Consider the following 24,296-nt stretch of genomic DNA (forward strand, 5'->3'; position numbering starts at 1 on the left):
ACTGGACAGCTGACCTGATCGCTTCTGAGCGGGTTGTTCAACCAGATGAAAAGAGCCGGAATGAACCCGGCTCTTGTGTCGTCGTCTCTCTTGGCGCTTGCCGTGGCGCCGTTACTCGGCGGCCAGCGGCGGTCTTGGAACGATGCGGATCGGTTCCTGGGCGCGGCGGGTGGCTTCCTGGCGTTTTTCCATCGCCGTCAGGCGTTCCTCCATCGAGGTCAGGGCCTGGCGATTGGTCTTTGCCAGTTCGGTCAACGCCTCCGGTGGCAGGGCCTCCGGTTCCTGTTCCTTCTTGCCGACCATGCGGCTGAACAGCCAGCCGAGCAGGCGGGACAGGTCGTCCATGATCAGGAAGAAGGCCGGAACGACCAGCAGGCTCATGACCGTCGACACGATGATGCCGCCGATCACGGCAATCGCCATCGGTGCGCGGAACGAGCCGCCTTCGCCGACGCCGAGCGCCGAGGGCAGCATGCCGGCCGACATGGCGATCGAGGTCATGATGATCGGCCGGGCGCGCTTGCGGCCGGCTTCCACCATGGCTTCGACGCGGTGCATGCCCTGGTGGCGCATTTCGATGGCGAAATCGACCAGAAGGATGGCGTTCTTGGTGACGATGCCCATCAGCATCAGGATGCCGATCAGCACGGGCATCGACAGTGCGTTGCCGGTGATGATCAGCGCTGCCGCCACGCCGCCGATGGCCAGCGGTAGCGACAGAAGGATGGTGAACGGCTGGATCACGTCCTTGAACAGCAGGATCAGCACGGTCAGCACCAGCAGCACGCCGAGCAGCATGGCGTTGAGGAAGCTTTGCTGCATTTCGTTCTGCACTTTGGTGTCGCCGCTTTCGGCTAGGCGCACGCCTGCCGGAAGGCCGGCCTGGTCCACCGTCTGGCGGAAGGCTGCCGAGGCCGTGTCGAGGGCGACGCCCTGCGGCAGGTCGGCGCCGATGGTGACGACGCGGTTGCGGTTGTTGCGCTTGATCGAGCTCACGCCTTCCGAATAATCGATATCGGCGACGCTGGACAGGGGAACCGTGGCGCCCGTCGCGGTCTGGATCTTGAGGGCGCGGATGGCGGCCAGATCGCTGCGCAGGTCCAGAGAGGCCTGCACCCGGATCGGGATGAGACGGTTGTCGAGCGAGATCTTCGACAGGGCGGCATCGATGTCGCCGATCGTTGCGACGCGAACCGTTTCGGCGATCTGGTTCGGCGTGATGCCGAGGCGAGCCGCCTCATCCTTGCGCGGCCGGATCTGCAGTTCGGGGCGGGGCAGGGCGCCTTCGGCGCTGACATTGGCCAGAACCGGAACGGTGCGCAGCTTGGCTTCCAGCAGGCCGACGGCGTCGTTCAGTTCCTCCTCGTTCTTGGAGAGGAAGTTGAAGGCCAGGTCGCGCTCGCCGCGGTCGTTGAGCTTCAGGACGCGGATGTCGGCGATCGGTCGGAGTTTTTCGAAAACCTCGAGCTCGATATCCCATTGCGGGCGCGTCCGGCCTTCGACATGCATTTTCGGCAGATACTGGCCGACGACCGGCAGGCTGCCGAGGCCCTTGTTGACCAGCGTCTTCAGCAGCGAATGCTCGATCTTGTGCAGGTTGAGCGTGACGCTGGCGCGGCGCAGTTCCAGGTCGCCTTTCGGCGAGGCGCCCCCAAGAATGAAGACGCTCTCGACGCCGTCGAGATCCTTGACGGCGGCATAGATCTCGTCGGTCTTGCGTTCGGTTTCGGCAAGGGTCGCATTGGGCGGCAGTTCGACCGACAGCGTGACACGGCCGGCGTCTTCCGGCGGCAGAAAGCTGCCGGGAACCTGGGCCAGGAGGGCCATCGATCCGATCAGGAAAGCGAAGGCTCCGATCAGCGTCGCATAACGCGCATACCAATGGGTCGTCGTGGTGCGCACCAACCGCGTATAGCCCTTCATGAAGGCGCTATCATTGTCGTGGTGGTCGTCCATTCCGTCTTCGGCCCGCATCAGGTAGGCGGCCATCAGCGGCGTGATCAGGCGCGCCACCATCAGCGAGAAGAACACTGAGAAAGCGACCGTCAGGCCGAACTGGATGAAGTACTGGCCGGGAATGCCCGGCATGAACGATACCGGCACGAAGACGGCGATGATGGTAAACGTCGTCGCGATGACGGCCAGGCCGATTTCGTCGGCAGCCTCGATGGCGGCGCGATACGGCGATTTGCCCATCTTGATATGGCGGGCGATGTTCTCGATCTCGACGATGGCGTCGTCGACGAGAATGCCGGTCGCCAGGGTCAGCGCCAGGAAGCTGACGAGATTGAGCGAGAAGCCCATCAAGTCCATGATCCAGAAGGTCGGGATCGCGGACAAAGGCAGGGCGATGGCCGAAATCAGCGTGGCGCGCCAGTTGCGCAGGAAGAGGAAGACGACGATGACGGCAAGGATTGCGCCTTCCAGCAGCGTATGCATCGCGGCTTCGTAATTGCCGTAGGTGAAGTAGACCGAATCGTTGATCAACTCGATATCGACGTCAGGGTTTTCGGCGCGGACCTGATCAAGGCTTTTGCCGACCGTTTCGGCGACGGTGACTTCGCTGGCACCCTTTGCACGGAAAACGGCAAAGGTGACGACCGGCGCGCCATCGTAGCGCGAGAAGGATTTCTGTTCCTCATAGGTATCTTCGACCGTTCCGAGGTCGGACAGCTTTACGAAGCGGCCGCCCGAAAGCGCAATGGTCGTGTCGGCCAGTTGCGAGACGTTGCGGGCATCGCCAAGCGTGCGGATCGCCTGTTCGGCGCCGGCCACCTGGCCGCGGCCGGAACCGACATCGAGATTGGTGCCGCGCAGCTGGCTGTTGACGTCGGCGGCGGTAATACCATAGGCGTTCAGCCGATCCGGATCGAGTTCGACGCGGACTTCGCGGTCGGCCCCGCCGTAGCGGTCGATACGGCCGATGCCGGCCTGGCCCTGCAGAGCGCGCTTGACGGTATCATCGACGAACCAGGACAGCTCTTCCAGGGTCATGTCGGGCGAGGAGACCGCAAAGGTCTGGATCGCCTGGCCTTCGACATCGACTTTGGAGACGATCGGCTCGTCGACCGAAGCCGGCAGATCGCCCCTGATCTCGTCGATGGCATCCTTGACGTCCTGCACGGCCTGTTCGGTCGGGATTTCCATACGGAACATCACGACTGTCTGGGACTGGCCGTCGGTGACCGTCGATGACAGTTCGTCGACGCCGGTGATGCTGGCGACGGCGTCCTCGATCTCCTTGGTCACCTGCATTTCCAGCTCGGCTGGCGAAGCGCCGCTCTGAGTGACGGTGATGGCAACGAGCGGCACGTCGATATTGGGAAAACGGGTGATCGGCAGCGCCAGGAAGGCCTGCGTGCCGACGACCATCAGCAGGAAGAAACCGAGCAGCGGCGCAATGGGATTGCGGATGGACCAGGCTGAGAAATTCATCGAGGCGTCCTTCTCAAGTCTACATCGCCGCCGGGTCGCGGACAGGGTTGATGTGGTCGCCGTCGCGCACGAAGGCGCCGGCCTTGGCCACGACTTCGTCGCTGCCGCCGATGCCGTTCGTCACCTGGACATAGGCGCCGTCCTGAATGCCGGTCTCGATCTTGACCTGCTTGACGACGCCGTCGTTGACGACGCGGACCGTCGAGCCATCCTTGTCGGTGTTGACGGCCGACAGCGGCAGGGCAATGCCTTCCTGCTGATCGATGACGATCTCGGCGCTGCCATACATGCCGGCGCGGGCGCGCTCGTCATCGTCGATGGCGATGTGCACGGCGGCAAGCCTTGTCGTGGCGTCGACGGTCGGCGAAATCAGCCGAACGGAACCGTTGAGGGGCTCCTTTGCGCCAGCCACCTTGACGATCGCCTTCTGGCCGACGGTGATGCGCAGCACGTCCGTTTCCGAGATATCGGCGACCAGTTCGATCTGGCCGTCGCGAATGATGGTGAACAAGGGTTCGCCGGCACCCGCTGCAATTGCGCCGATCTTGGCGTTGCGCGAGGCAACAAGACCGCCGAAGGGCGCCTTGACGTCGGTGCGGGCCAGGTTGAGATCGATATCGGCGATCTGGCTTTCGACCACCTTGATATCGGCCTCGCCGACGGTCACCGCCTGCTTGGCGGCATTGAGGCGCGCCTGCGCCACGTCTGCCGTAGCCTGGGCCTGCTCGACCTGCGAAATGGAACTGGTGCCGTTGCGGCCGAGCTTTTCCGTGCGGTCGCGCTGGCGGATGGCGTCGTCGAGATTGGCCTGGGCCTCGATCAGTTGCGCCTGGTACTGGGCGACGCTGGCCTCGGCTTTCGCCTTGTTGGCCTCGTACTGACTCTTCTGCAGAATGAGCGCGTCGACGTTCAAGGTTGCCAGAATGCCATCGGCCACGACCCGGTCGCCGATATCGGCCTTCAGGGATTTGATCGACAGGCCTTCGACCAGCGGCTGGACATAGATTTCTTCGACTGCCTTGAGCGTGCCGGTCGCAACGATGCGATCGACCATCTGCCGGGTCTCGGCCTTGGTCACGACAATGGACGGCAGCTTGGGCGCTGACGGCGTTGCGGCCTGCTCTTGCGCGAGAGCCAGTGCGGGCATGTACAGAGCGCCGATCGTCATCAGCGCGGCTGCGGTCTTGTGCAGATCTCGAACCATGGGTCCCTTCCGAGATTTCGGATAATTGTAGTAAAATATAACTATACGGATGCGCAGGACGTAATCCGCAGTTCCTCTCCACCAGCGCAATGTAACGCGACGTTGCGTTGCTCCTCCACATCGGCGCTGCTGCTTGATCGTTCCAATGTCCTAAGTTGGGAAGGCCCGATAGACTTGCAAGGCCTGCTCCGAAGGAATTGGTCGCTGAAATTTTAAGCCGCCGCGCCGCACAAATCAATCAGGCTCGGCAGCAGAATTATGTCGTTTTGTAACAGAACAAACAGGCTCTGGAAGTTCTACAGAAAAGGCGCGCGAACAACAGCCCGCGCGCCCGAGTTTTTTCAAATAAAAGCTTAGCTAAACCCCTATTTCAGGGCGGCGGCGGTGATCTCTGTGGTAAAGGCGCCTGTCGGCTCCTTGCTGATGACCGGATCCGATCCGCCGCCGAGCAAGGTTTTGACCGTGCGGTCGTAGTCGGCCTTGTCGAGGGCGCCGTTGGAGCCGGCGGTCAGCTTGGCGACTTCGCCCATCATGCGCTTCTGGTGGCTTTCCGTCTGGGCACCCGAGGCATCGTTTTCGAGAACGATGTCGGCGGCGTCATCCGGATTTTCCTCGGCCCATTTCCAGCCCTTCATCGAAGCGCGGACGAACTTGACCATCTTCTCCTTGAAGGCCGGGTCGGCGAGCTTGTCTTCGAGCGCGTAGAGACCGTCCTCGAGCGTTGCGACGCCTTCGTCTTCATATTTGAAGGTGACGAGGTCTTCCGCCTTGATGCCGGCATCAATGACCTGCCAGTATTCGTTATAGGTCATGGTCGAGATGCAGGCCGCCTGCTTCTGGAGCAGCGGATCGACGTTGAAGCCCTGCTTGAGGACCGTCACGCCGTCCGGCGAACCGTCGGTCTTGATGCCGAGAGTCGCCATCCACGATAGGAAGGGATATTCGTTGCCGAAGAACCAGACGCCGAGGGTCTTGCCCTTGAAATCTTCCGGCTTGGTGATGCCGGTTTCCTTCAGGCAGGTCAGCATCATGCCGGAAGACTTGAACGGCTGGGCGATGTTGACGAGCGGAACGCCCTTTTCGCGGGTGGCGAGAGCAGACGGCATCCAGTCGACGATGACGTCGGCGCCGCCGCCGGCCAGAACCTGGGCCGGGGCGATATCCGGTCCGCCCGGCTTGATCTCGACATCGAGGCCTTCCGCCTCGTAGAAACCCTTGTCCTTGGCGGCATAATAACCGGCGAACTGCGCCTGGGTCACCCATTTCAGCTGCAGCGTCACCTTGTCGGCGGCGGCCGCCTGCATCGCCACCAGCGACACGGCGCTGGCCAGCAGCACTGTTGCAATCCTGGTTTTCATTGTCTTTGTTCCCTCTTCTTGTTTATGCCTGTCCACCACGGACAGACGGATGCCAGAACGTGACGGCGCGCTCGGTGAGCGCCACCACGCCATAGAAGACCGAGCCGGCGAGCGCGGCAACCGCAATCTCGGCCCAGACCATGTCGACATTGCTGCGCCCCACTTCCGTGGAAATCCGGAACCCCATGCCGACGATCGGGGTGCCGAAGAATTCTGCCACGATGGCGCCGATCAGTGCCAGCGTCGAATTGATCTTCAGGGCGTTGAAGATGAAAGGCCATGCGGCGGGCAGCCGCAGCTTGACCAGCGTCTGCCACCATGAGGCGGCATAGGTGCGCATCAGGTCGCGCTCCATGTGGCTGGCGGCAGACAACCCCTGCACGGTGTTCACCAGCATGGGGAAGAAGGTCATGATGACCACCACGGCGACCTTGGACGGCCAGTCGAAGCCGAACCACATGACCATGATCGGCGCCACGCCGACGACGGGCAGGGCGGAGACGAAATTGCCGATCGGCAACAGGCCCTTCTGCAGGAAGGGCGAGCGGTCGATCAGGATGGCGGCGATGAAGCCGAGCCCGCAGCCGGCGACATAGCCGGTCAGCACCGCTTTCAGGAAGGTCTGCTGGAAATCGGCCCAGAGGATCGGCAGCGAATGGATCAGCCGGATCCAGATCATCGACGGCGCCGGCAGCAGGATGGCGGGGATGGCAAAGCTGCGCACCACGCATTCCCAGATCACCAGCAGCGTCACGCCGAACAGCACCGGCACTGTTATGTTGACCGCGCGCTGGGTCGGGGCATGGGCAAAACGCTGGCGCACCAGCCATTCGTTGAGCGCCCAGGCCGATCCCCAGAACACAAACGCAAAGATCAGATAGGCGCCGGTCATGGCTTGATCCCCATGCGCTTGAGGACGGAGGTGTGGGCCAGGCCGACGATCGATACCAGAACCGCGGCAAGGCCGGCGGCCATGAACAGGGCTGCCCAGATCTGGATGGTCTGGCCGTAATAGGAGCCCGACAGCAGGCGGGCGCCGAGGCCGGCGACCGCGCCAGTCGGCAATTCGCCGACGATGGCGCCGACCAGCGAAATGGCGATCGCCACCTTCAACGAGGTGAAGAGATAGGGCATCGATGCCGGCCAGCGCAGTTTCCAGAAGGTCTGGGCAGGGCTGGCATAGTATGTATGCATCAGGTCGATCAGGATGGTGTCGGGGCTGCGCAAGCCCTTCACCATGCCGACGACGATCGGGAAGAAGGACAGGTAGGTCGAGATCAGCGCCTTCGGCATGATGCCGGAGATGCCGACGGCGTTCAGCACGACGATGATCATCGGCGCGATGGCCAGGATCGGGATGGTCTGGCTGGCAATCACCCAGGGCATCAGCGAGCGGTCCATGGCGCGGTTGTGGACGATGCCGATGGCCAGAACAATGCCGAGCACGGTGCCCATGGCAAAGCCGGCCAGCGTCGCCGACAGGGTGATCCAGGCATGGTAGACGAGGCTGCGCTTGGAGGTCACCGCCTTGTTGACGGTGGTGTCCCAGAGTTCGATGGCGATCTGGTGCGGGGCGGGCAGGACCGGGCGCTCCTGGGCGAAGCTGCGCTCGACCACCTGAGCAAAGCTGATCGTCTCACCGGCGCGCGCCGCCTGGTCGCGCACGAAGGGCGCATTCAGGTAGATCACGCACAGGTGCCAGAGGACGAGGATCGCCAGGATGACGGACAGGACAGGCAGGATGCGGTCGCGCAACAGGCTGGGCTTGGTCATGGTCAGACACCGCCCCTGGAGGGATAGAGCATCAGCCCCATCGACACGACGCCAAGCGCCACGCCGGCGATCTGCACGGGCGTCAGGCGCTCGCCGAACACCAGGAAGGCAATCACATTGATGAGCAGCAACTGGGCGACGGAAGAGGCGGATATCGCCAGCCCCAGCCCGCCTTCGCGCATCAGCTTCACCATCAGCAGATTGCCGATGCAATAGAGCGCCAGCGATCCGCCGAGCACCCAGAGATTGCTGCTGGCAATATAGGCCCGCGAGGCGGTGGCGGCGGCCAGAAAAACGACCATGGCGGCGCCGAGCCAGAGGAGGAAGACGGGGTTCATGGGCGTGGCTCCAGCGCTTGATTGTCGAGGTTGGAGTCACCCCCCTCTGTCACTCCGTGACATCTCCCCCTCAAGGGGGGAGATTGGCCGCCGACGTTGGGACTTTGCCTGAAAAGCCGTTGATTGTTGTCGCGTACGGTAAAAGCCTCGTCGATCAGGCGGCGGCGCCTCGCTTCTTGCTGATCTCCCCCCTTGAGGGGGAGGTGTCCGGCAGGACAGAGGGGGGTAGCCAGGAACGCAGACCTTCGACGCCCGGTAAATCGGCCCCTCATCCCCGGCGCAACGCGCGTTGCGCCTGAGCTGCCGCCACCCTCTCCCCGTTTGGACGGGGAGAGGGCCAGGCTCAGTGGCAATCCGAAGATATCATTCCTCATAACTGTGCCCCGCTCTCAAACCTTCGCGAACCCGATGGGCGATCTCCAGGAATTCCGGCGTTTCGCGGATACCGAGCGGGCGGTCCTTCGGCAGCGTCGATTCGATGATGTCGGTGACGCGGCCGGGGCGGGGGCTCATGACGACGATCTTGGTGGAGAGATAGACCGCTTCGGGAATGGAATGGGTGACGAAGCAGATGGTCTTGTTGGTGCGGTCCCAGAGTTTCAGCAGTTGTTCGTTCAGATGGTCGCGGACGATCTCGTCGAGCGCGCCGAAGGGTTCGTCCATCAGCAACAGGTCGGCATCGAAGGAGAGCGCCCGGGCGATCGAGGCACGCTGCTGCATGCCGCCCGAGAGCTGCCAGGGGAATTTCTTGCCAAAGCCCGAGAGATTGACGAGGTCCAGCGTCTGTTCGACCCGTTTTTTCTGCTCGTCGCGCGAAAAGCCCATGATCTCCAGGGGCAGGGCGACATTGTCTTCGATGGTGCGCCAGGGATAAAGGGCCGCCGCCTGGAAGACATAGCCGTAGGAGCGGTCCTTGCGGGCGTTTTCCGGCGTCATGCCATTGACGGTGATCGTGCCGCTGGTGTGCTTTTCGAGATCGGCAATCACCCGCAGGAAGGTGGTCTTGCCGCAGCCGGATGGGCCGATGAAGGAGACGAATTCGCCTTTGCCGACCTCCAGGTCGACATTCGACAGGGCATGCACTGGTCCATCTCCGGTCTGAAAGGTCAGACAGAGGTTCTTGGCCGAAACAACGGAAAATGGTGCGGATGTCATCAAGCGGGACCCATCGGAATTCTTGCAAATGCGCGACGCATCTGGCGTGCTATCATTAGGCCATGCACGCGTCGCGGCCTATCGGACTTTGTGGTGACGGGCCCTTGTGAGGAGGATTTCAGGAATGGACCACGCATCAAAACCCACCTGCCGGATTGTCAAGCCCGGCGCCACCTATGACGGCAAGCAGGGCCTGTCCTATTTCCACGGCATTTCGGCTGAAAGCACGGGTGCCAAGGGCATCTGCATGCATGTGCTGACCATGCCGCCTGGAACCCGCGCCAAGGCGCATTTGCACGAGAGCCACGAGACGGCGATCTACATGCTGTCGGGCTCGGCCCATACCTGGTACGGCGAGCGGCTGGAGCATCATGTCATCGTGCATGCCGGCGAGTTGTTCTACATCCCGGCCGGCGTGCCGCATCTGCCGGCCAACCTGTCGAGCACCCCCTGCACGGCGCTGATCGCCCGCACCGATCCCAACGAGCAGGAAAGTGTTGTGCTCTTGCCGGAGCTGGATGCTTTGGTGGAGATGCCGGCCTGAGGAGCGGTGCTGCCAAATCGTAGCAGAGTGACTTGCGGGGTTACTCCCCTCTGTCGCTCCGCGACATCTCCCCCACACGGGGGGAGATCGGCCGCTGGCGCGTTGCCCGCTAATCCGGTTTCCGAGATTGCGGATAAGGCGAGCGGACGGCTCCATCCGATCTCCCCCCGTGTGGGGGAGATGCCCGGCAGGGCAGAGGGGGGTAACGCCAAGCACCGCTATCATTATGTCCGTCAAACCCCACTCGCCGGAATACCCGATCGCTCCACCTTGCGCGGCGAGACCAGGTCCTTCCAGGTCGACAGCGCCTTGTTGACGGCCGGATAAGGCTCGCGCTTGACGAACTGGCCGTGGCCTTCCTGCGTCTTCACCGTGCTTTCCTCGATCACCACTTTGCCGCGGGTCAGCGTGAAGCGCGGCAGGCCGGTCACTTCCTTGCCTTCAAAGACGTTGTAGTCGATCGCCGATTGCTGGGTCTTGGCGGAGATGGTCTTGGAGCGTTTTGGATCCCAGACCACCAGGTCGGCGTCGCTGCCGACCAGCACGGCGCCTTTCTTCGGATAGACGTTGAGGATCTTGGCGATATTGGTCGAGGTGACGGCGACGAATTCGTTCATCGTCAACCGGCCGGTCGCCACCCCATAGGTCCACAGCATCGGCAGGCGGTCTTCAAGGCCGCCGGTGCCGTTGGGGATCTTGGTGAAGTCGCCGACGCCAAAACGTTTCTGGTCGGTGGTGAAGGCGCAGTGGTCGGTGGCGACGACTGACAGCGAGCCCGCCTGCAGGCCGGCCCAGAGACTGTCCTGATGCGTCTTGTTGCGGAAGGGGGGCGACATGACGCGGCGGGCGGCGTGGTCCCAGTCCTTGTTGAAATATTCGCTCTCGTCGAGCGTCAGATGCTGGATCAGCGGCTCGCCATAGACGCGCATGCCCTTCTGCCGGGCGCGGCGGATCGCTTCGTGGCTCTGTTCGCAGGAGGTGTGCACCACATAGAGCGGCACGCCGGCCATATCCGCCAGCATGATGGCGCGGTTGGTGGCTTCGCCCTCGACTTCCGCCGGCCGCGAATAGGCATGCGCCTCGGGGCCATTGTTGCCCTCGGCCAAAAGCTTGGCTGACATGGCAGCCACTACGTCGCCGTTTTCGGCATGCACCAGCGGCAGCGCGCCGAGTTCGGCACAACGCGAGAAAGAGGCGAACATCTCGTCGTCGTTCACCATCAGGGCGCCTTTGTAGGCCATGAAATGCTTGAAGGTGTTGATGCCCTTGTCCTGAACGACGGTCTTCATCTCGTCGAAGACTTGGTTGTTCCAGCCGGTGATCGCCATGTGGAAGGAATAGTCGGCATTGGCGCGGCTAGTCTTGTTGTGCCACATCTGCAGGGCGTCGAGCAGCGACTGGTCGGGCGCCGGCAGACAGAAGTCGACCACCATGGTGGTGCCGCCTGCCAGGCCCGCGCGTGTGCCGCTCTCGAAATCGTCGGCTGAGTAGGTGCCCATGAAGGGCATTTCCAGATGCACATGCGGATCGATGCCGCCCGGCATGACATAGCAGCCGGTGGCATCGAGGGTCTCATTGCCGGAAAGGTTCTGCCCGATCTCGACAATCACGCCGCCGTCGATCTTCACATCGGCCTTGTAGGTGAGGTCGGCGGTGACGATCGTGCCGCCCTTGATGACTGTGCTGGACATTGTAGATCTCCGATTGTTTCAGGCGCGCATCGTTGCGAGTTTCAGGCCAAACCCAATGAACACGGCGCCGGTCACGGCCTTGATCCAACGCTCGAACTTGCCGCTGCGGGCATATTTGGCAACATGGGAAAAAACCATGACCATGGCCGAAAACCACACCAGGTTGATCATGGAGTGCAGGAAAACCAGGAAAAAGATGTTGCCGGCCGTGGCTTGACCGAGCGGCACGAATTGCGGAAAGGCGGCTATATAGAACATCGAGACCTTGGGATTGAGTGCATTGGTGACGAAGCCTTCGAAGTAGGCGGCAACCAGCGTCCGACGACGTCTGGCCGGAGCGATGTCATGCACCGGCATGGTGCCGCGCCACGCTTCGCGCAGGGCCTTTACCCCGACCCAGCACAGATAGGCGGCGCCGATCATTTTCACAGCGAGGAAAAGTTCGGCGGAACGCATCAGAATGACCGACAGGCCGAAGAGCACGAAGGTGCCGTGCATATAGAAGGCACTGACGAAACCGGCGATATTGGCAAAGCCCGCGAGCTTGCCGGACGTCGGCACTGTCCTGGCGATCAGGACGCCGTTCGGACCGGGCGAGATCACCAGCAGCGTCGTGACCGCGACAAACGTCATGATGGTTGCAATATCCATGGATGCGTCCCTTTGTTGATCGATAGATAGACCTGCGGTGAAAGCTACCCCACAATCTCCGCCGTCTCCAGCACTGCATGCAGCAGTACATCGGCGCCGGCGGTGGCCCAGTCCTTGGATATTTCCTCGGCCTCGTTGTGGGACAGGCCGCCGACGCAGGGGCACATGATCATGGTGGCGGGGGCGACTCGTGCCGCCCAGCAGGCATCGTGGCCGGCGCCGGAAATGATGTTCATGTGGCTGTAGCCGAGCCGTTCGGCCGCGTTGCGCACGCTCTCCACCAGCTTCGGATCGAAGGTGATCGGATCGAAATGGCCGACGGCCTCGACCGAGCAGCCGACGCCAAGCGCCTCGCAGATCGCGGCGGCCTCAGTCTCGATCTTCGCCCGCATGCGGTCCAGTTTTTCCTGGTTCGGGGTGCGAATGTCGACGGTGAAGACCACCTTGCCGGGTAGCACGTTGCGGGAGTTGGGCGAGAAGAACACCTGGCCGACGCCGCCGACGGCGCCCGGCTGCTCGCTGATCGCCACCGTCTGCACCATTTCCATGATGCGGCTCATGGCAAGGCCGGCATTGACGCGCAGGTTCATCGGCGTCGAGCCGGTATGGGCCTCGCGGCCAACAAGCGTGAATTCCAGCCACCACAAGCCCTGACAGTGCGTCACCACCCCGATCTGCCTGTCTTCCGCCTCGAGGATCGGGCCCTGTTCGATATGATATTCGAAATAGGCGTGCATCTTGCGCGCGCCCACCTCTTCCTCGCCGCGCCAGCCGATGCGTTTCAGCTCGTCGCCATAGGTCTTGCCGTCCGGATCCTTGCGGGAATAGGCGTACTCGAGGCTGTGCACGCCGGCGAAGACGCCGGACGCCAGCATGGCCGGGGCAAAGCGGGCGCCTTCCTCGTTGGCCCAATTGGTAACGACGATGGGGTGTTTGGTCTTCACGCCCAGATCGTTCATCGAGCGCACGACTTCCAGCGCCGCCAGCACGCCGAGCACGCCATCATATTTGCCGCCGGTCGGCTGGGTGTCGAGATGGGAGCCGACATAGACGGGCAGGGCGTCCGGGTCGGTGCCGGGGCGGGTCGCGAACATCGTGCCCATCTGGTCGAGACCCATGGTCAGCCCAGCATCCTCGCACCAGGTCTGAAACAGCGAGCGACCGGCCGCGTCCTCGTCGGTCAGGGTCTGGCGATTGTTGCCGCCGGCAATGCCGGGGCCGATCTTCGCCATGTCCATGAGTGAATCCCACAGGCGATCGCCGTTCACGCGCATGTTCTCGCCGGGTGCTGCCGTCATGTCAAAAAGTCCTCGCCTGTTTTGCCTTAGGGATCATGCAAGCGGCATGCCCCAATCTGTTCCCTGGTCGCCGGCAGCCATTTTTTAGCTTTTTCCGGGTTGTCATATCGACGGTTGCCTTTGCGCGACAACTGGCCGATATTTGACCGATTGGTAAACATTACAACTTCCGGCGCGGCACTCAAGACGGAAAAGACGAAAAATACCGACAAAATAGCGGGCACAATGCCTGAAAAATAAGCTGTAGTCCAAACTGCGGCGCATTGGGCGGAACCTATTGAAATTCGAGGACAAAGACAGCGTCATGGCCATCCCGAGAGCAGCGAGAACCCAGCGCCGGACCCGTATCCAGGAGGAGAAGGAAGAGCAGATCCTCGAGGCCGCACTCGACGTGTTTTCGCTGAGGGGTTTTCGCGGCTCGACCATCGACCAGATCGCCGAGGTGGCGGGCATGTCGAAGCCCAACCTGCTCTATTATTTCCGCACCAAGGAGGCCATGCACCGGGCGCTGATCGACCGGGTTCTGGAAGGCTGGCTCGAGCCGCTGCGGGCCTTCGACGCGGATGGCGATCCGGAGGCCGAGCTGCGCGCCTATATTCGCCGCAAGCTCGAGATGGCACGGGATTTTCCGCGCGAGAGCCGGCTGTTTGCCAACGAGATCCTGCAGGGCGCGCCGCATATCATCGACATGCTGCAGGGGCCGCTGAAAGACCTGGTCGATGAAAAGGTCGAGGTCATCCGCAGCTGGATGGCGGCCGGCAAGGTGGTCGACTGCGATCCCTATCACCTGATCTTCTCGATCTGGTCGACCACGCAGCATTATGCCGATTTCGACGTGCAGGTGACGGCGGTGCTGGGCGAGGGGCAGCGCTCGGAAAACCGCTTCGAGGATGCGGCACGGTTTCTCGAAGACCTGTTCGTGCGCGGGCTGATCGCCGCGAAGGTGTCGGATCTCTGAGTTCCTAGGCATCCGGGTGCCCGTCGGTGTGGCAGTGGTTTGCACCCGGATGTTATCGGTTATCGGTAGGTATATTAGATGCTCTGACCGCCGGAGACTTCGATGCGCTGGCCGGTAATCCAGCGATTGTCATCGGACAGAAGGCTTGCAATCATCGGGCCGATATCGTCTGGCAGACCGACGCGGCCGAGTGCCGTCATTCCGGCGAAGAACGTGTTGAAGTCCGGCGTGTCCCGCACCGCTCCGCCGAAAAAGTCGGTTTCAATGGCGCCGGGTGCCACGGTATTCACCGTTATGCCGCGGGCGCCGAGTTCCTTGGCCAAATAGATGCTGAGCACTTCGATGGCGCCTTTGACGGCGGCATAGGCACCCCAGCCGGCCGCGGAAATGCGTGTCAGTCCCGACGACAGATTGATGATGCGGCCGCCGTCCTCAATGAGCGGCAGCAAGGCCTGGGTCAGAAAGAACACGCCCTTGAAGTGGACGTTGACCAGCGCGTCGAACTGCGCCTCCGTGGTTTCTGCGATCAGTGCCATCTCGCCATGACCTGCATTGTTGACGAGATGATCGAATGTGTCGCGCTGCCAGGTGTCGCGCAGTGCAGCCTGCAATTGCTCGATGAAGGCCGCGAAGCCGGCCACGTTGCCGGTGTCGACTTTCAGCGCAACGGCCCGGCGGCCCATTGCTTCGATCTCGGCGACGACGGCCTGCGCATCCTGCTCGCGGCGCTGATAGGTGATGATGACGTCATTGCCTTTTCGGGCGATGTTCAGTGCGGTGTTGCGGCCCAGTCCGCGGCTGGCCCCGGTGATGATGGCGATCTTGCTCATGTCGAAATCTCCTGATTTTGGATGACCATCAGTAGTCGACCAAGCCCGGAGACGTCGTTGCCGAAACCGTGACGATCTTTGCCTATTCCTCCAAGGCGGTTCCAAGACGGCCGGAGATCGGCTAGTGTTTTGCAATGACCAATCCGCTGCTCAATGCCGTTTTGCGCTATTGCCAGGCCCGTGCCGAATCGGAGGGCCTTGGCCAGACGCCTATCGCGGGCCTGTCCATCGTCCGGTCGTTTGCGCCGAGTGGTCTGGAATGTGCCATCAGCCGGCCGCTTGTTTGTCTTGTTCTTCAGGGCAACAAGCATGTGACGATGGGTGCGCAGAACTTTGCGTTCGGCGCCGGCGATTCCCTGCTGATTACGGCGGATGTTCCGACGGTCAGTCAGATTACCAAGGCCAGTCGGGACGAACCCTACCTGTCCTTTGTGCTGGAACTGGATACGGCGGTGGTTGCCGAACTGTCGCTGCAGATGAAGGATGCGCCGGTTGCCGGGCCGCCTGTTCGGGTGGAGCCCACGGATTCCCAGGTGGCTGATGCGGCGTTGCGGCTGATGAACCTGCTGGATCGCCCGGCGTCGCTTCCCGTGCTTCTGGCGTCCCTGGTCAGGGAACTTCATTACTGGCTTCTGGTCGGGCGGCATGGGGCGGAGATCCGGCGTCTCGGTTGGCCGGATGGTCATTCGCACCGCGTCGGACGCGCCATCGCCAAACTGCGGGCCGAATACGCACGGCCTCTGCGGGTCGAGCAATTGGCCTCTCTGGCCGGCATGAGCCCGTCGTCCTTCCACCAGCATTTTCGCAGCGAGACCTCTCTGTCGCCGCTGCAGTTCCAGAAGCAGCTTCGCCTGATCGAGGCCAGACGCATCATGATGTCGGAGGGGAGGACGGCTAGCAGCGCCGCTTTTGCGGTGGGTTACGAGAGCGTGCCGCAGTTCAACCGGGAATATCGCAGAATGTTCGGGCTGCCTCCGGCGCGCGACGCCGAAACGGTACGGGGCTCTGCGCAGCCGGCCGCCTGATCGGCTACCCAAGCCTGTCAGATGCGCCGTGCATGGACAATCGCAAACGCAGATGGCGAAGTGTTGGCTCCCGCGGTCACGCCCCGGCGACGGATCTTGATGTCATGCTCCGAGCCCCCTTGCCCAGCGACAGCCAGGCGCGATCCTTGGCGAAGGTGATGAAGGCCTCGGCGCTCATCGGTCGGGCCAGGGCAAAGCCCTGCAGCGTATGGCAGCCGAGATCGCGCAGGATGTCGGCATGTTCCATGGTCTCGACGCCTTCCGCGACGATCTCGATGCCGAGCGAGCGGCCGATATCGACGATCGAACTGATCAGCCGGCGCTGGGCCTCCGAGGTGAGGATCGGCATGGTCAGCTGGCGGTCGATCTTCAGGCGGCTGGGCGAGAGCTTCAAGAGGCTGAGGATCGAGGCATAGCCGGTGCCGAAATCGTCGATCTCGATTTCGATGCCGCAGCTCTTGATGCGCTCGATGGCGGCAGCGACCGCCTCGCCCTTGTCGTCGAAGGAGATCGATTCCAGCAATTCGAAGGAGAGGGAACCGGGAACGATCTGCATCTCCTGCAGGCGGTTCATCAGGGTTTCGTCGAACAGGCGCTGGGCGGAGATATTCACCGACACACGCGGAATATTGAGGTCGTGCGCTTTCCAGCGTGCTGATTGCAGAAGCGCCTGTTCCAGGATTGCCGCGTCGATCTGCGAGACGACATTGAGGTTTTCGGCGACCTTCAGGAAGGCGTCCGGGGCCAGCAGGCCTTGCTCGGGATGTCGCCAGCGGGCCAGGGCCTCGACGCCGGAGATTTCCAGCGTCCGGGCGTCGAACTGCGGCTGGAAGAAGGCCACGAAGCCGTCCTGGTCGAGCGAACGCAGGATGGCGTCCGCGGTGCGCTTGGTGTTGATGGTCATCGACTTCAGGGTGTCGGTATAGTGCTCGACGCGGTTGCGGCCGTGACGCTTGGCTTCATAGAGCGCGATATCGGCGTTGATCAGCAACTGCTCCGCGGCAAAGTCGGCGCTCTGGCGCGTGGCGATGCCGACGCTCGCTGCAACCCGGCATTCGTGGCCGACATAGCTGATCGGCACGTTGATGGCGTCGATCAGCCGGCGGGCGAATTCGCTCGCTTGCTGTTCCGACTCTATTCCCCGACAGACCACGACAAACTCGTCGCCGCCGATGCGGGCGGCAAAATCGCTGCTGCGGATATGGTCGCGCAATTGCTGGGCGGCATGGCGCAGGATCTGGTCGCCGGCGCCGTGCCCCAGGGTATCGTTGATATCCTTGAAGCGGTCGAGATCGATATGCAGCAGGGTCAGCGGGCTTTCGTCTGCCGGCTGCCGGTCGATATCCAGCAGATACTGGTCGAGGTAGCGGCGGTTTGGCAGGTGCGTCAGGGCATCGTGCAGCGAATTGTGCTCCATGTGCCGACGGGCCTGCTCCAGGGCCTCGTTCTGGATCTCCGCCTGCAACTTGGCGGCTCGCAGCTCTTCCTGAAGCTTGATGTCGGAGGTAACGTTCCAGTTGACGCCGACGATCTTCTTGCGGAAGCGCGCATCGCGATACATGGTTCCGTAAGCCCGGATATGGCGGATCTCGCCACCACCGCAAACGATACGGAATTCGGTCGAGTAGTCCCGGCCCGATTTGATGGCGTTTGCAAAGACCCGTTCCGCTTCCTCCAGGTCGTCGGGATGGAGGGCGGACTTCCAGTCCTCGTAACCGCAGCTCTCGCGTGCCTGGTCAACACCGTAGAGCAGCTTCATGCGGGCATCCCATTCCAGGTGGCCGCTGCCGATATCGAGCTCCCAGACACCGATCTTCGAGGCTTCCAATGCGATCTGGAAGCGGTGCGACAGGGCGCGCAGTTCCTCTTCGCGCTGGCGCAAGACGGCGATGTTGCGCTGGCGTTCGCGCAGCAAGCGCGCTACCCAGAGTACCGGCGCCATAATCATCACGGCGACCAGCAGCATCAGAAAGCGGAAGGCCCAGATATCGGGCGGAAGAACGTCCCATCCGCCTTTCGGCACGGCTGACAGGTTCCATTTTTCTCGGCCGAAGTTCACCTCCATGCGTACCGGATCGGAGAATATGGTGTCCGGATCGCCGAAGAAGGTGGTGCTGGGGCCGTCCGGGTCCTGTCTGGAGGCAATGGCGATGTCAAGAAAAGGATTGTCGGCCAGAAGGCCGCTGTCCCGGTACAGCTTGTCGAGGTCGATCACCGCCGACAGGATACCCCAGAACGTCCGTCCGCCGAGGATGGTTTCGTTGACGATGGGATAGCGTACGATCAGGCCGCGGCCGCCCTGGACCAGATCTACCGGCCCGGTGACCACATAGCGGCCGGTTTCCTGGACCTGCAGGGCCGCGTCGCGCTGAGCGGGATTGGTGCGATAGTCGAGGCCGATGGTCTGCTTGTTGGCCTGGTAGGGATAGACGAATTTGATGACGAGCTTGGGGGCCGCGGCAATATTGCGCAACTGAGACGGAGCTTCGAAGATACGGCTGGACAGGGCGGAAAACCGGTCCTGGGTAATGTCCGGCTCGGTATCGAGCGTTGCGACAAATCCTTGCAGAAGCTGGATGTTGGCGTTGATATTGCCTTCAAGTTTGGCGCGCACAACACCCAGGCTTTCAGTGACCTGCGACCGCATGGCTTCAAGGTGGACCCTGCGTTTCTGGATGTCGGCATAGCCGATCGACATAGCAACGGCCAGAATGACGATCAGTGCCGGCGCGTAGTATTGCAACGCTGTGCCGAGCGCTCTCCATGGAAATCGTTTTTTCTCATGCGCGATCATTCAGGAATGGTCCCTCGTCAAGGCTCGAGGGTGTGCACATCCGTCAAACCCCATTACCCCTCGTCATCGATGCACGAAACCCTTGAAGAATTTCTGAAGACAACCGGTAAATCCTGGCCCGGAGGCGCCTTGCGGTGCGGGGCGCCATCCCTGAAACGACAAAGCCCCCGGAAGGGGGCCTTGCGCGTTGCATGTGCCGGCGGGCGGTCTATTCGGCGGCCTGGACCGACATCGGATTGTTGGGATGGGTCGTCCAGTTGGCATAGTTCGGATCGACCGGCTTGCCGGTGCGCTGGTCCAGCGTGCCGGCGTCGAGGCCGACCATGGTGATGCAGTTTTCGACCGGACAGACGTTGACGCAGAGATTGCAGCCGACGCATTCGTCCTCCATCACCTCGAAATGGCGGATGCCGTTGACCGAGCTGGTGATCGCCTGGTGCGAGGTGTCCTCGCAGGCGATGTGGCAGCGGCCGCATTTGATGCAGGCATCCTGGTCGATGCGCGCCTTGGCGATATAGTTGAGGTTGAGATATTGCCAGTCGGTGACGTTGGGCACGGCGCGGCCGGTGATGTCGTCGAGATTGCGGTGGCCCTTGGCGTCCATCCAGTCATTGAGGCCGGAAATCATTTCCTGGACGATCTTGAAGCCGTAGGTCATCGCCGCGGTGCAGACCTGCACATTGCCGGCGCCAAGCACCATGAATTCGGCCGCATCGCGCCACGTGGTGACGCCGCCGATGCCGGAGATCGGCAGGCCGTAGGTTTCGGGATCGCGGGCGATTTCGGCCACCATGTTGAGGGCGATCGGCTTGACGGCCGGGCCGCAATAGCCGCCATGGGTGCCTTTGCCGTGGATCGAGGGTTCCGGCGAGAAATTGTCGAGATCGACAGAGGTGATCGAGTTGATCGTGTTGATCAGCGATACGGCGTCGGTGCCGCCGGCTTTTGCGGCGCGGGCCGGCTTGCGGATATCGGCGATGTTCGGCGTCAGCTTGGTGATGACGGGCATGCGGCTATATTGCTTGCACCAGCGCACCACCATCTCGATATATTCCGGCACCTGGCCGACGGCAGCGCCCATGCCGCGCTCCGACATGCCGTGCGGACAGCCGAAATTGAGCTCGATGCCATCGGCGCCGGTTTCTTCGACCAGCGGCAGGATGGCCTTCCAGCTTTCCTCCACGCACGGCACCATGATCGAGGCGACCAGGGCGCGGTCCGGCCAGTTCTTCTTGACCATCTTCATTTCCTGCAGGTTGATCTGCAGCGGCCGGTCGGTGATCAGTTCGATGTTGTTGAGGCCCAGCAGCCGGCGGTCGGCACCCCAGATCGCGCCGTAGCGCGGGCCGTTGACGTTGACGACCGGCGGGCCTTCCTCGCCGAGTGTCTTCCAGACCACGCCTCCCCATCCAGCCCTAAAGGCGCGCTCGACATTATAGGCCTTGTCGGTCGGTGGCGCCGAGGCGAGCCAGAAGGGGTTCGGCGATTTGATGCCGACGAAATCATTGCGCAGATCAGCCATTCGAATGTCCTCTCGAAAAGCAGGTCCGGGAAACGCATGAAACGGGTTTGCGCAACGGACCTGCGTTGAAACAAAGCCGTCAGGCGACGGCACTTGCTCCCGCCGAAAGCGCGGCGAGAGAACGGTTGATGGATTCGGCCGCATCGCGGCCCATGGCAACGGCGGAGACGGTGAGGTCCTGGCCGCCGGCCGCGCAGTCGCCGCCGGCCCAGACACCGGCAATGGATGTGCGGCCCTCGGCGTCGACGGCGATCTTGTTGCCGTCGAGTTTCAGCGCCTCGATGCCGGTGCCATCGAGCTTTTGGCCGATGGCGACCAGCACCTGGTCGGTCGGAATGTCCATGACGTGGCCGGTGCCCTTCATGATGCCGTTTTCGACATGGGTATATTCGAGCCTGATGCTGGAGACGTGGCCGCCGTGATGGTCGACGTGCTTGGGCTGCAGCCAGTGGCGGATGACGACGCCCTTCGAGGTCGCCAGGTCCTGCTCGAATTCGGAGGCGTTCATATGCTCCTTGCCGCGGCGATAGCAGATCGTCACGTTTTCCGCGCCGAGCAGCTTGGCCTGGACGGCGGCATCGATGGCAGTCATGCCGCCGCCGATCACCACGACATTGCGGCCGACCGGCACGTCGGCCTTGTCCTCGGCCTCGCGCAGATTGGAGATGAACTCGACCGCGTCGACGACGCCGTTGACATGGCTGCCCTCGGTGTTGAGCATGTTGACATTGCCAAGGCCGATGCCGAGGAAGACCGCGTCGAATTTCGCCTGCAGCTCATTGAGCGTGAAGTCGCGGCCAAGCATCTGGCCGGCCAGCACGTCGATATGGCCGATCGACAGGATGTAGTCCACTTCGGCCTGGGCGAAATCGCCGGTCGTCTTGTAGGCGGCGATGCCGTATTCATTGAGACCACCCGCCTTTTCGCGGGTATCGAAGATCGTTACCTGATGGCCGCTCATCGCCAGGCGATGGGCGCAGGCAAGGCCGGCCGGACCGGCGCCGACGATGGCGACCGTCTGGCCGCTGGTGGCGGCCGGCGTGTAGAACTGCCTGTTCTGTTCGATGGCGATATCGGTGGCGTAGCGCTGCAGCCGACCGATCTCGACGGGGCGCTCTTCGGCCGTGTTGCGCACGCAGGCCTCTTCGCAGAGCGTTTCGGTGGGACAGACGCGGGCGCACATGCCGCCGAGAATGTTCTGGTCGAAAATCGTCTTGGCCGAGCCGAGCGGATTGCCTGTCGATATCTGCCGGATGAACAGCGGAATATCGATGGAGGTGGGACAGGCCGTCATGCAGGGCGCATCGTGGCAGAAATAGCAGCGGTCGGAGGCAACCAGCGCCTCGTGGTCGCCCAGGCGCGGGTGCAGATCGGAAAAGTTCTTTGCGTATTGGGCAGCGTCCAGCCGCCCGGCCTTCAGGCCCGGTTCCAGTCTTCGCATCGCAGTTCCCTCTTTTTTATAACGCGATTGCAGCAAAGGTAACTCAGCTTAAAAAATTTATCAAACGGTAAAATTTCGGAAATGACAGATGCAAAGCCCTGGCGGCACAAGGCTTCAGCCGTCGAGCAGGGCCTGTTCGCGGTTGCGGTATCCGGTTGGCGAATGGCCGGTATGGCGTGCAAAGAATCGGCTGAAATAGGCCTGGTCGTCGAAGCCGAGGCCAGTGGCGATCTGCTGGATGGAGATCGAGGTGAAGACGAGGTCGCGCTTGGCCTCGGACACGATGCGTTCGGCAATCAGCCGACTGACCGGCTTGCCGGTGAGGGAATGGGTAATCCGGTTGAGATGGGTGACCGACACGCCAAGGCGGCGGGCATAGGTCTCAACGGGCAGGTGGGTGCGAAAGCCGTCGCCGATCAGGGCCGTCAATTGTTCGAAGCGCTGCTGGTCGCGGTTGAGCTGATGGGAAGGGGCTGCCCCGGCGAGGCGATAGGCCAACAGCAGCGCGGTGGCAAACATCGACTCCAGGAGAGCGGCCGAGGCCAATGCATCCTGCATGATCTCCCGTTCGGCGCGGTTCAGGATATCGCACAGGAAGTCCGTGTCGGCATGGTCGCCGGCCAGGGCCAGAAGACGCGGTTGCGACAGCCATTCACCCAGGCCGACATGGGCCGGCAGGCGCGCCGGAAAGCGTTTCGACAGCAGGGTCATGATAGCCCCGTCGATCGTGCTGGAGAACCGGAAGCCGTGGTCGTGCTGTTCCGGCACGACGATCACCGCCGGCGCCGTGAACGGCATCCACCGGCCGGCCAGCAGGGCCTGGCCCTCGCCATTCCTGATGTGCAGAATTTGAAAAAGGCACGCGTGGCGGTGCGGCTTGATTTCCCAGTCATGCAAACGGCTGCGGCTGGCGATCGACTCCGCATGCACCCAGAATTCGGGTCTCGGCGACAGTTCCTCGCCATAGAGATTGTAGGTGGGGACCGGTTTGTTCATGGCTTGAGCGGGCCTGCATGTTTGAATTGTCCAATAAATTGCCGGAATTTTCCATTGCCGGCAAGGTCCTCGGGTTTATCATTCGGCAAGAATTGAGGGAGGAGACTTCATGCGTACCCAGGTTGCCATCATCGGCTCCGGGCCTTCGGGCCTGCTGCTCGGCCAATTGCTCAGCAATGCCGGCATCGACAATATCATTCTCGACCGGGTCGACCGCGATTATATTCTCGGGCGTATCCGGGCCGGCGTTCTGGAGGTCGGCGCCGTGCAGATGCTCGGCAAGGCCGGTGCCGGCGAGCGCATGCACGAGGAAGGCTTGATTCATGACGGGTTCGACCTGTCCTTTTCCGGTCGCCGCCACCGCATCCACCTCAAGGACCTGACCGGCACGTCGGTGATGGTCTATGGCCAGACGGAACTGACGCGCGACCTGATGGATCATCGCGAGGCGACCGGCGGGCTGACGATCTACAATGCCGAGGCGGTGACGCCCCATGATTTCGATGGCGTCAGGCCCTATGTGACCTACAAGAAGGACGGCGTGACCCACCGCGTCGATTGCGATTTCATCGCCGGCTGCGACGGCTATCACGGCGTCTGCCGTGCGTCGGTGCAGGACAAGGGCATCCAGTCCTTCGAGAAGGTCTATCCGTTCGGCTGGCTCGGCATTCTGGCCGATGTGCCGCCGGTGCATCACGAACTGATCTATGCCAATCATGCCCGCGGCTTTGCGCTCTGTTCTCAGCGCTCGCATACCCGGTCGCGCTACTATGTCCAGGTGCCGCTGACTGACAAGGTCGAGCAATGGTCGGACGAGGCGTTCTGGGACGAGTTGCGGCGCCGTGTGCCGGACGATGTGGCGCAGGCCCTGGTCACCGGCCCGTCGATCGAGAAGTCGATCGCGCCGCTGCGCTCGTTCGTGGCCGAACCGCTGCGTTTCGGTGCCCTGTTCCTGGTCGGCGATGCCGGCCATATCGTGCCGCCGACCGGTGCCAAGGGGCTCAACCTTGCCGCCTCCGACGTGCATTACCTGTTCGAGGGACTGCGGGAACACTACGGGGAAGAGTCCACGGCCGGTATCGACGCCTATTCGGGCCGCGCGCTGAAGCGCATCTGGAAGGCCGAGCGCTTCTCCTGGTCGATGACCATGCTGCTGCATCGCTTTCCGGCCGACGGCGAGTTCGGCCAGAAGGTGCAGGAGGCGGAACTCGACTATCTCTCGTCTTCCCATGCGGCGCAGACGGCAATGGCCGAAAACTATGTCGGCCTGCCTTATTAGGCGG

19 protein-coding genes are annotated in these 24,296 nt (G+C 62.4%); 4 read left to right on the top strand and 15 right to left on the bottom strand.

Annotated features, from left to right (window positions below):
* Positions 1-111: 111 nt before the first annotated feature.
* From HFC70_RS05105 to HFC70_RS05135, 7 genes are all read right to left on the bottom strand, one after another.
* Positions 112-3,435 carry an efflux RND transporter permease subunit gene (locus tag HFC70_RS05105; protein WP_168472121.1) on the bottom strand — a complete coding sequence of 1,108 codons (3,324 nt, stop codon included), beginning with the start codon at positions 3,433-3,435 and terminating at the stop codon, positions 112-114.
* 19 nt (positions 3,436-3,454) lie between these two features.
* The gene (locus tag HFC70_RS05110; protein WP_246735659.1) at positions 3,455-4,582 is read right to left on the bottom strand and encodes an efflux RND transporter periplasmic adaptor subunit; all 1,128 of its coding nucleotides are present in this window, start codon (positions 4,580-4,582) and stop codon (positions 3,455-3,457) included.
* 422 nt (positions 4,583-5,004) lie between these two features.
* Positions 5,005-5,997: an ABC transporter substrate-binding protein gene (locus HFC70_RS05115; RefSeq protein WP_168472123.1), complete on the bottom strand. Its 993-nt coding sequence runs from the start codon at positions 5,995-5,997 to the stop codon at positions 5,005-5,007.
* A 22-nt stretch (positions 5,998-6,019) separates the two neighbouring features.
* Entirely contained in the window at positions 6,020-6,889 is an 870-nt protein-coding gene (locus HFC70_RS05120; RefSeq protein ID WP_168472124.1) for an ABC transporter permease, read from the bottom strand.
* The gene (locus HFC70_RS05125) at positions 6,886-7,770 is read right to left on the bottom strand and encodes an ABC transporter permease (RefSeq protein ID WP_168472125.1); all 885 of its coding nucleotides are present in this window, start codon (positions 7,768-7,770) and stop codon (positions 6,886-6,888) included. The genes HFC70_RS05120 and HFC70_RS05125 overlap by 4 nt, the downstream gene beginning before the upstream one ends.
* A 2-nt stretch (positions 7,771-7,772) precedes the next feature.
* Positions 7,773-8,108, bottom strand: a complete 336-nt coding sequence (locus tag HFC70_RS05130; protein WP_168472126.1) for a hypothetical protein — start codon at positions 8,106-8,108, stop codon at positions 7,773-7,775.
* Positions 8,109-8,471: 363 nt separating this feature from the next.
* Positions 8,472-9,263 carry an ABC transporter ATP-binding protein gene (locus tag HFC70_RS05135; protein WP_168472127.1) on the bottom strand — a complete coding sequence of 264 codons (792 nt, stop codon included), beginning with the start codon at positions 9,261-9,263 and terminating at the stop codon, positions 8,472-8,474.
* 124 nt (positions 9,264-9,387) lie between these two features.
* Between HFC70_RS05135 and HFC70_RS05140 the strand changes: the two genes are divergently transcribed.
* Positions 9,388-9,807, top strand: coding sequence for a cupin domain-containing protein (locus HFC70_RS05140; protein ID WP_168472128.1), 420 nt, complete (start codon positions 9,388-9,390; stop codon positions 9,805-9,807).
* Between the two features lie 233 nt (positions 9,808-10,040).
* On the opposite strand, the gene hydA is transcribed toward HFC70_RS05140, so the two are convergent.
* Genes hydA through HFC70_RS05155 form a run of 3 tightly spaced genes read right to left on the bottom strand, consistent with a single transcriptional unit; the run spans position 10,041 to position 13,447 of the window.
* Entirely contained in the window at positions 10,041-11,498 is a 1,458-nt protein-coding gene (gene hydA, locus HFC70_RS05145; protein ID WP_168472129.1) for a dihydropyrimidinase, read from the bottom strand.
* Between the two features lie 18 nt (positions 11,499-11,516).
* Positions 11,517-12,149 carry a LysE family translocator gene (locus HFC70_RS05150; protein WP_168472130.1) on the bottom strand — a complete coding sequence of 211 codons (633 nt, stop codon included), beginning with the start codon at positions 12,147-12,149 and terminating at the stop codon, positions 11,517-11,519.
* Positions 12,150-12,193: 44 nt separating this feature from the next.
* The gene (locus tag HFC70_RS05155) at positions 12,194-13,447 is read right to left on the bottom strand and encodes a Zn-dependent hydrolase (RefSeq protein WP_168472131.1); all 1,254 of its coding nucleotides are present in this window, start codon (positions 13,445-13,447) and stop codon (positions 12,194-12,196) included.
* A gap of 304 nt (positions 13,448-13,751) precedes the next feature.
* Between HFC70_RS05155 and HFC70_RS05160 the strand changes: the two genes are divergently transcribed.
* Positions 13,752-14,405 carry a TetR family transcriptional regulator C-terminal domain-containing protein gene (locus HFC70_RS05160; RefSeq protein ID WP_168472132.1) on the top strand — a complete coding sequence of 218 codons (654 nt, stop codon included), beginning with the start codon at positions 13,752-13,754 and terminating at the stop codon, positions 14,403-14,405.
* Positions 14,406-14,479: 74 nt separating this feature from the next.
* On the opposite strand, the gene HFC70_RS05165 is transcribed toward HFC70_RS05160, so the two are convergent.
* Positions 14,480-15,235 (bottom strand): SDR family NAD(P)-dependent oxidoreductase, encoded by a 756-nt coding sequence (locus tag HFC70_RS05165; RefSeq protein ID WP_168472133.1) that lies wholly within the window; start codon positions 15,233-15,235, stop codon positions 14,480-14,482.
* Positions 15,236-15,369: 134 nt separating this feature from the next.
* Between HFC70_RS05165 and HFC70_RS05170 the strand changes: the two genes are divergently transcribed.
* On the top strand, positions 15,370-16,260 hold the full coding sequence (locus HFC70_RS05170) for an AraC family transcriptional regulator (protein WP_168472134.1): 891 nt from the start codon (positions 15,370-15,372) through the stop codon (positions 16,258-16,260).
* Positions 16,261-16,336: 76 nt separating this feature from the next.
* Here HFC70_RS05170 and HFC70_RS05175 read toward each other — a convergent pair whose 3' ends face one another.
* From HFC70_RS05175 to HFC70_RS05190, 4 genes are all read right to left on the bottom strand, one after another.
* Positions 16,337-19,054, bottom strand: coding sequence for an EAL domain-containing protein (locus HFC70_RS05175; RefSeq protein ID WP_168472135.1), 2,718 nt, complete (start codon positions 19,052-19,054; stop codon positions 16,337-16,339).
* Positions 19,055-19,262: 208 nt separating this feature from the next.
* Entirely contained in the window at positions 19,263-20,576 is a 1,314-nt protein-coding gene (gene preA, locus HFC70_RS05180; RefSeq protein WP_168472136.1) for an NAD-dependent dihydropyrimidine dehydrogenase subunit PreA, read from the bottom strand.
* A 79-nt stretch (positions 20,577-20,655) separates the two neighbouring features.
* Positions 20,656-22,017 carry an NAD(P)-dependent oxidoreductase gene (locus HFC70_RS05185; RefSeq protein ID WP_168472137.1) on the bottom strand — a complete coding sequence of 454 codons (1,362 nt, stop codon included), beginning with the start codon at positions 22,015-22,017 and terminating at the stop codon, positions 20,656-20,658.
* Positions 22,018-22,131: 114 nt separating this feature from the next.
* On the bottom strand, positions 22,132-23,013 hold the full coding sequence (locus HFC70_RS05190) for a helix-turn-helix domain-containing protein (RefSeq protein ID WP_168472138.1): 882 nt from the start codon (positions 23,011-23,013) through the stop codon (positions 22,132-22,134).
* A 109-nt stretch (positions 23,014-23,122) separates the two neighbouring features.
* Here HFC70_RS05190 and pobA point away from each other — a divergent pair, with 109 nt between their 5' ends.
* On the top strand, positions 23,123-24,292 hold the full coding sequence (gene pobA / locus HFC70_RS05195; protein WP_168472139.1) for a 4-hydroxybenzoate 3-monooxygenase: 1,170 nt from the start codon (positions 23,123-23,125) through the stop codon (positions 24,290-24,292).
* The last annotated feature ends 4 nt before the right edge of the window (positions 24,293-24,296 follow it).

The organism is Agrobacterium sp. a22-2, from assembly GCF_012276985.1.
Classification (GTDB): Bacteria; Pseudomonadota; Alphaproteobacteria; order Rhizobiales; family Rhizobiaceae; genus Allorhizobium.

Coding starts and splice junctions, on each gene's coding strand:
- HFC70_RS05140 (WP_168472128.1), top strand. CDS start 9,388: ATGGACCACGCATCAAAACCCACCTGCCGGATTGTCAAGCCCGGCGCC.
- preA (WP_168472136.1), bottom strand. CDS start 20,576: ATGGCTGATCTGCGCAATGATTTCGTCGGCATCAAATCGCCGAACCCC.
- HFC70_RS05115 (WP_168472123.1), bottom strand. CDS start 5,997: ATGAAAACCAGGATTGCAACAGTGCTGCTGGCCAGCGCCGTGTCGCTG.
- HFC70_RS05125 (WP_168472125.1), bottom strand. CDS start 7,770: ATGACCAAGCCCAGCCTGTTGCGCGACCGCATCCTGCCTGTCCTGTCC.
- HFC70_RS05120 (WP_168472124.1), bottom strand. CDS start 6,889: ATGACCGGCGCCTATCTGATCTTTGCGTTTGTGTTCTGGGGATCGGCC.
- HFC70_RS05135 (WP_168472127.1), bottom strand. CDS start 9,263: ATGACATCCGCACCATTTTCCGTTGTTTCGGCCAAGAACCTCTGTCTG.
- HFC70_RS05175 (WP_168472135.1), bottom strand. CDS start 19,054: ATGATCGCGCATGAGAAAAAACGATTTCCATGGAGAGCGCTCGGCACA.
- HFC70_RS05130 (WP_168472126.1), bottom strand. CDS start 8,108: ATGAACCCCGTCTTCCTCCTCTGGCTCGGCGCCGCCATGGTCGTTTTT.
- HFC70_RS05105 (WP_168472121.1), bottom strand. CDS start 3,435: ATGAATTTCTCAGCCTGGTCCATCCGCAATCCCATTGCGCCGCTGCTC.
- HFC70_RS05150 (WP_168472130.1), bottom strand. CDS start 12,149: ATGGATATTGCAACCATCATGACGTTTGTCGCGGTCACGACGCTGCTG.
- HFC70_RS05160 (WP_168472132.1), top strand. CDS start 13,752: ATGGCCATCCCGAGAGCAGCGAGAACCCAGCGCCGGACCCGTATCCAG.
- HFC70_RS05165 (WP_168472133.1), bottom strand. CDS start 15,235: ATGAGCAAGATCGCCATCATCACCGGGGCCAGCCGCGGACTGGGCCGC.
- HFC70_RS05170 (WP_168472134.1), top strand. CDS start 15,370: ATGACCAATCCGCTGCTCAATGCCGTTTTGCGCTATTGCCAGGCCCGT.
- HFC70_RS05185 (WP_168472137.1), bottom strand. CDS start 22,017: ATGCGAAGACTGGAACCGGGCCTGAAGGCCGGGCGGCTGGACGCTGCC.
- HFC70_RS05190 (WP_168472138.1), bottom strand. CDS start 23,013: ATGAACAAACCGGTCCCCACCTACAATCTCTATGGCGAGGAACTGTCG.
- HFC70_RS05110 (WP_246735659.1), bottom strand. CDS start 4,582: ATGCCCGCACTGGCTCTCGCGCAAGAGCAGGCCGCAACGCCGTCAGCG.
- HFC70_RS05155 (WP_168472131.1), bottom strand. CDS start 13,447: ATGACGGCAGCACCCGGCGAGAACATGCGCGTGAACGGCGATCGCCTG.
- pobA (WP_168472139.1), top strand. CDS start 23,123: ATGCGTACCCAGGTTGCCATCATCGGCTCCGGGCCTTCGGGCCTGCTG.
- hydA (WP_168472129.1), bottom strand. CDS start 11,498: ATGTCCAGCACAGTCATCAAGGGCGGCACGATCGTCACCGCCGACCTC.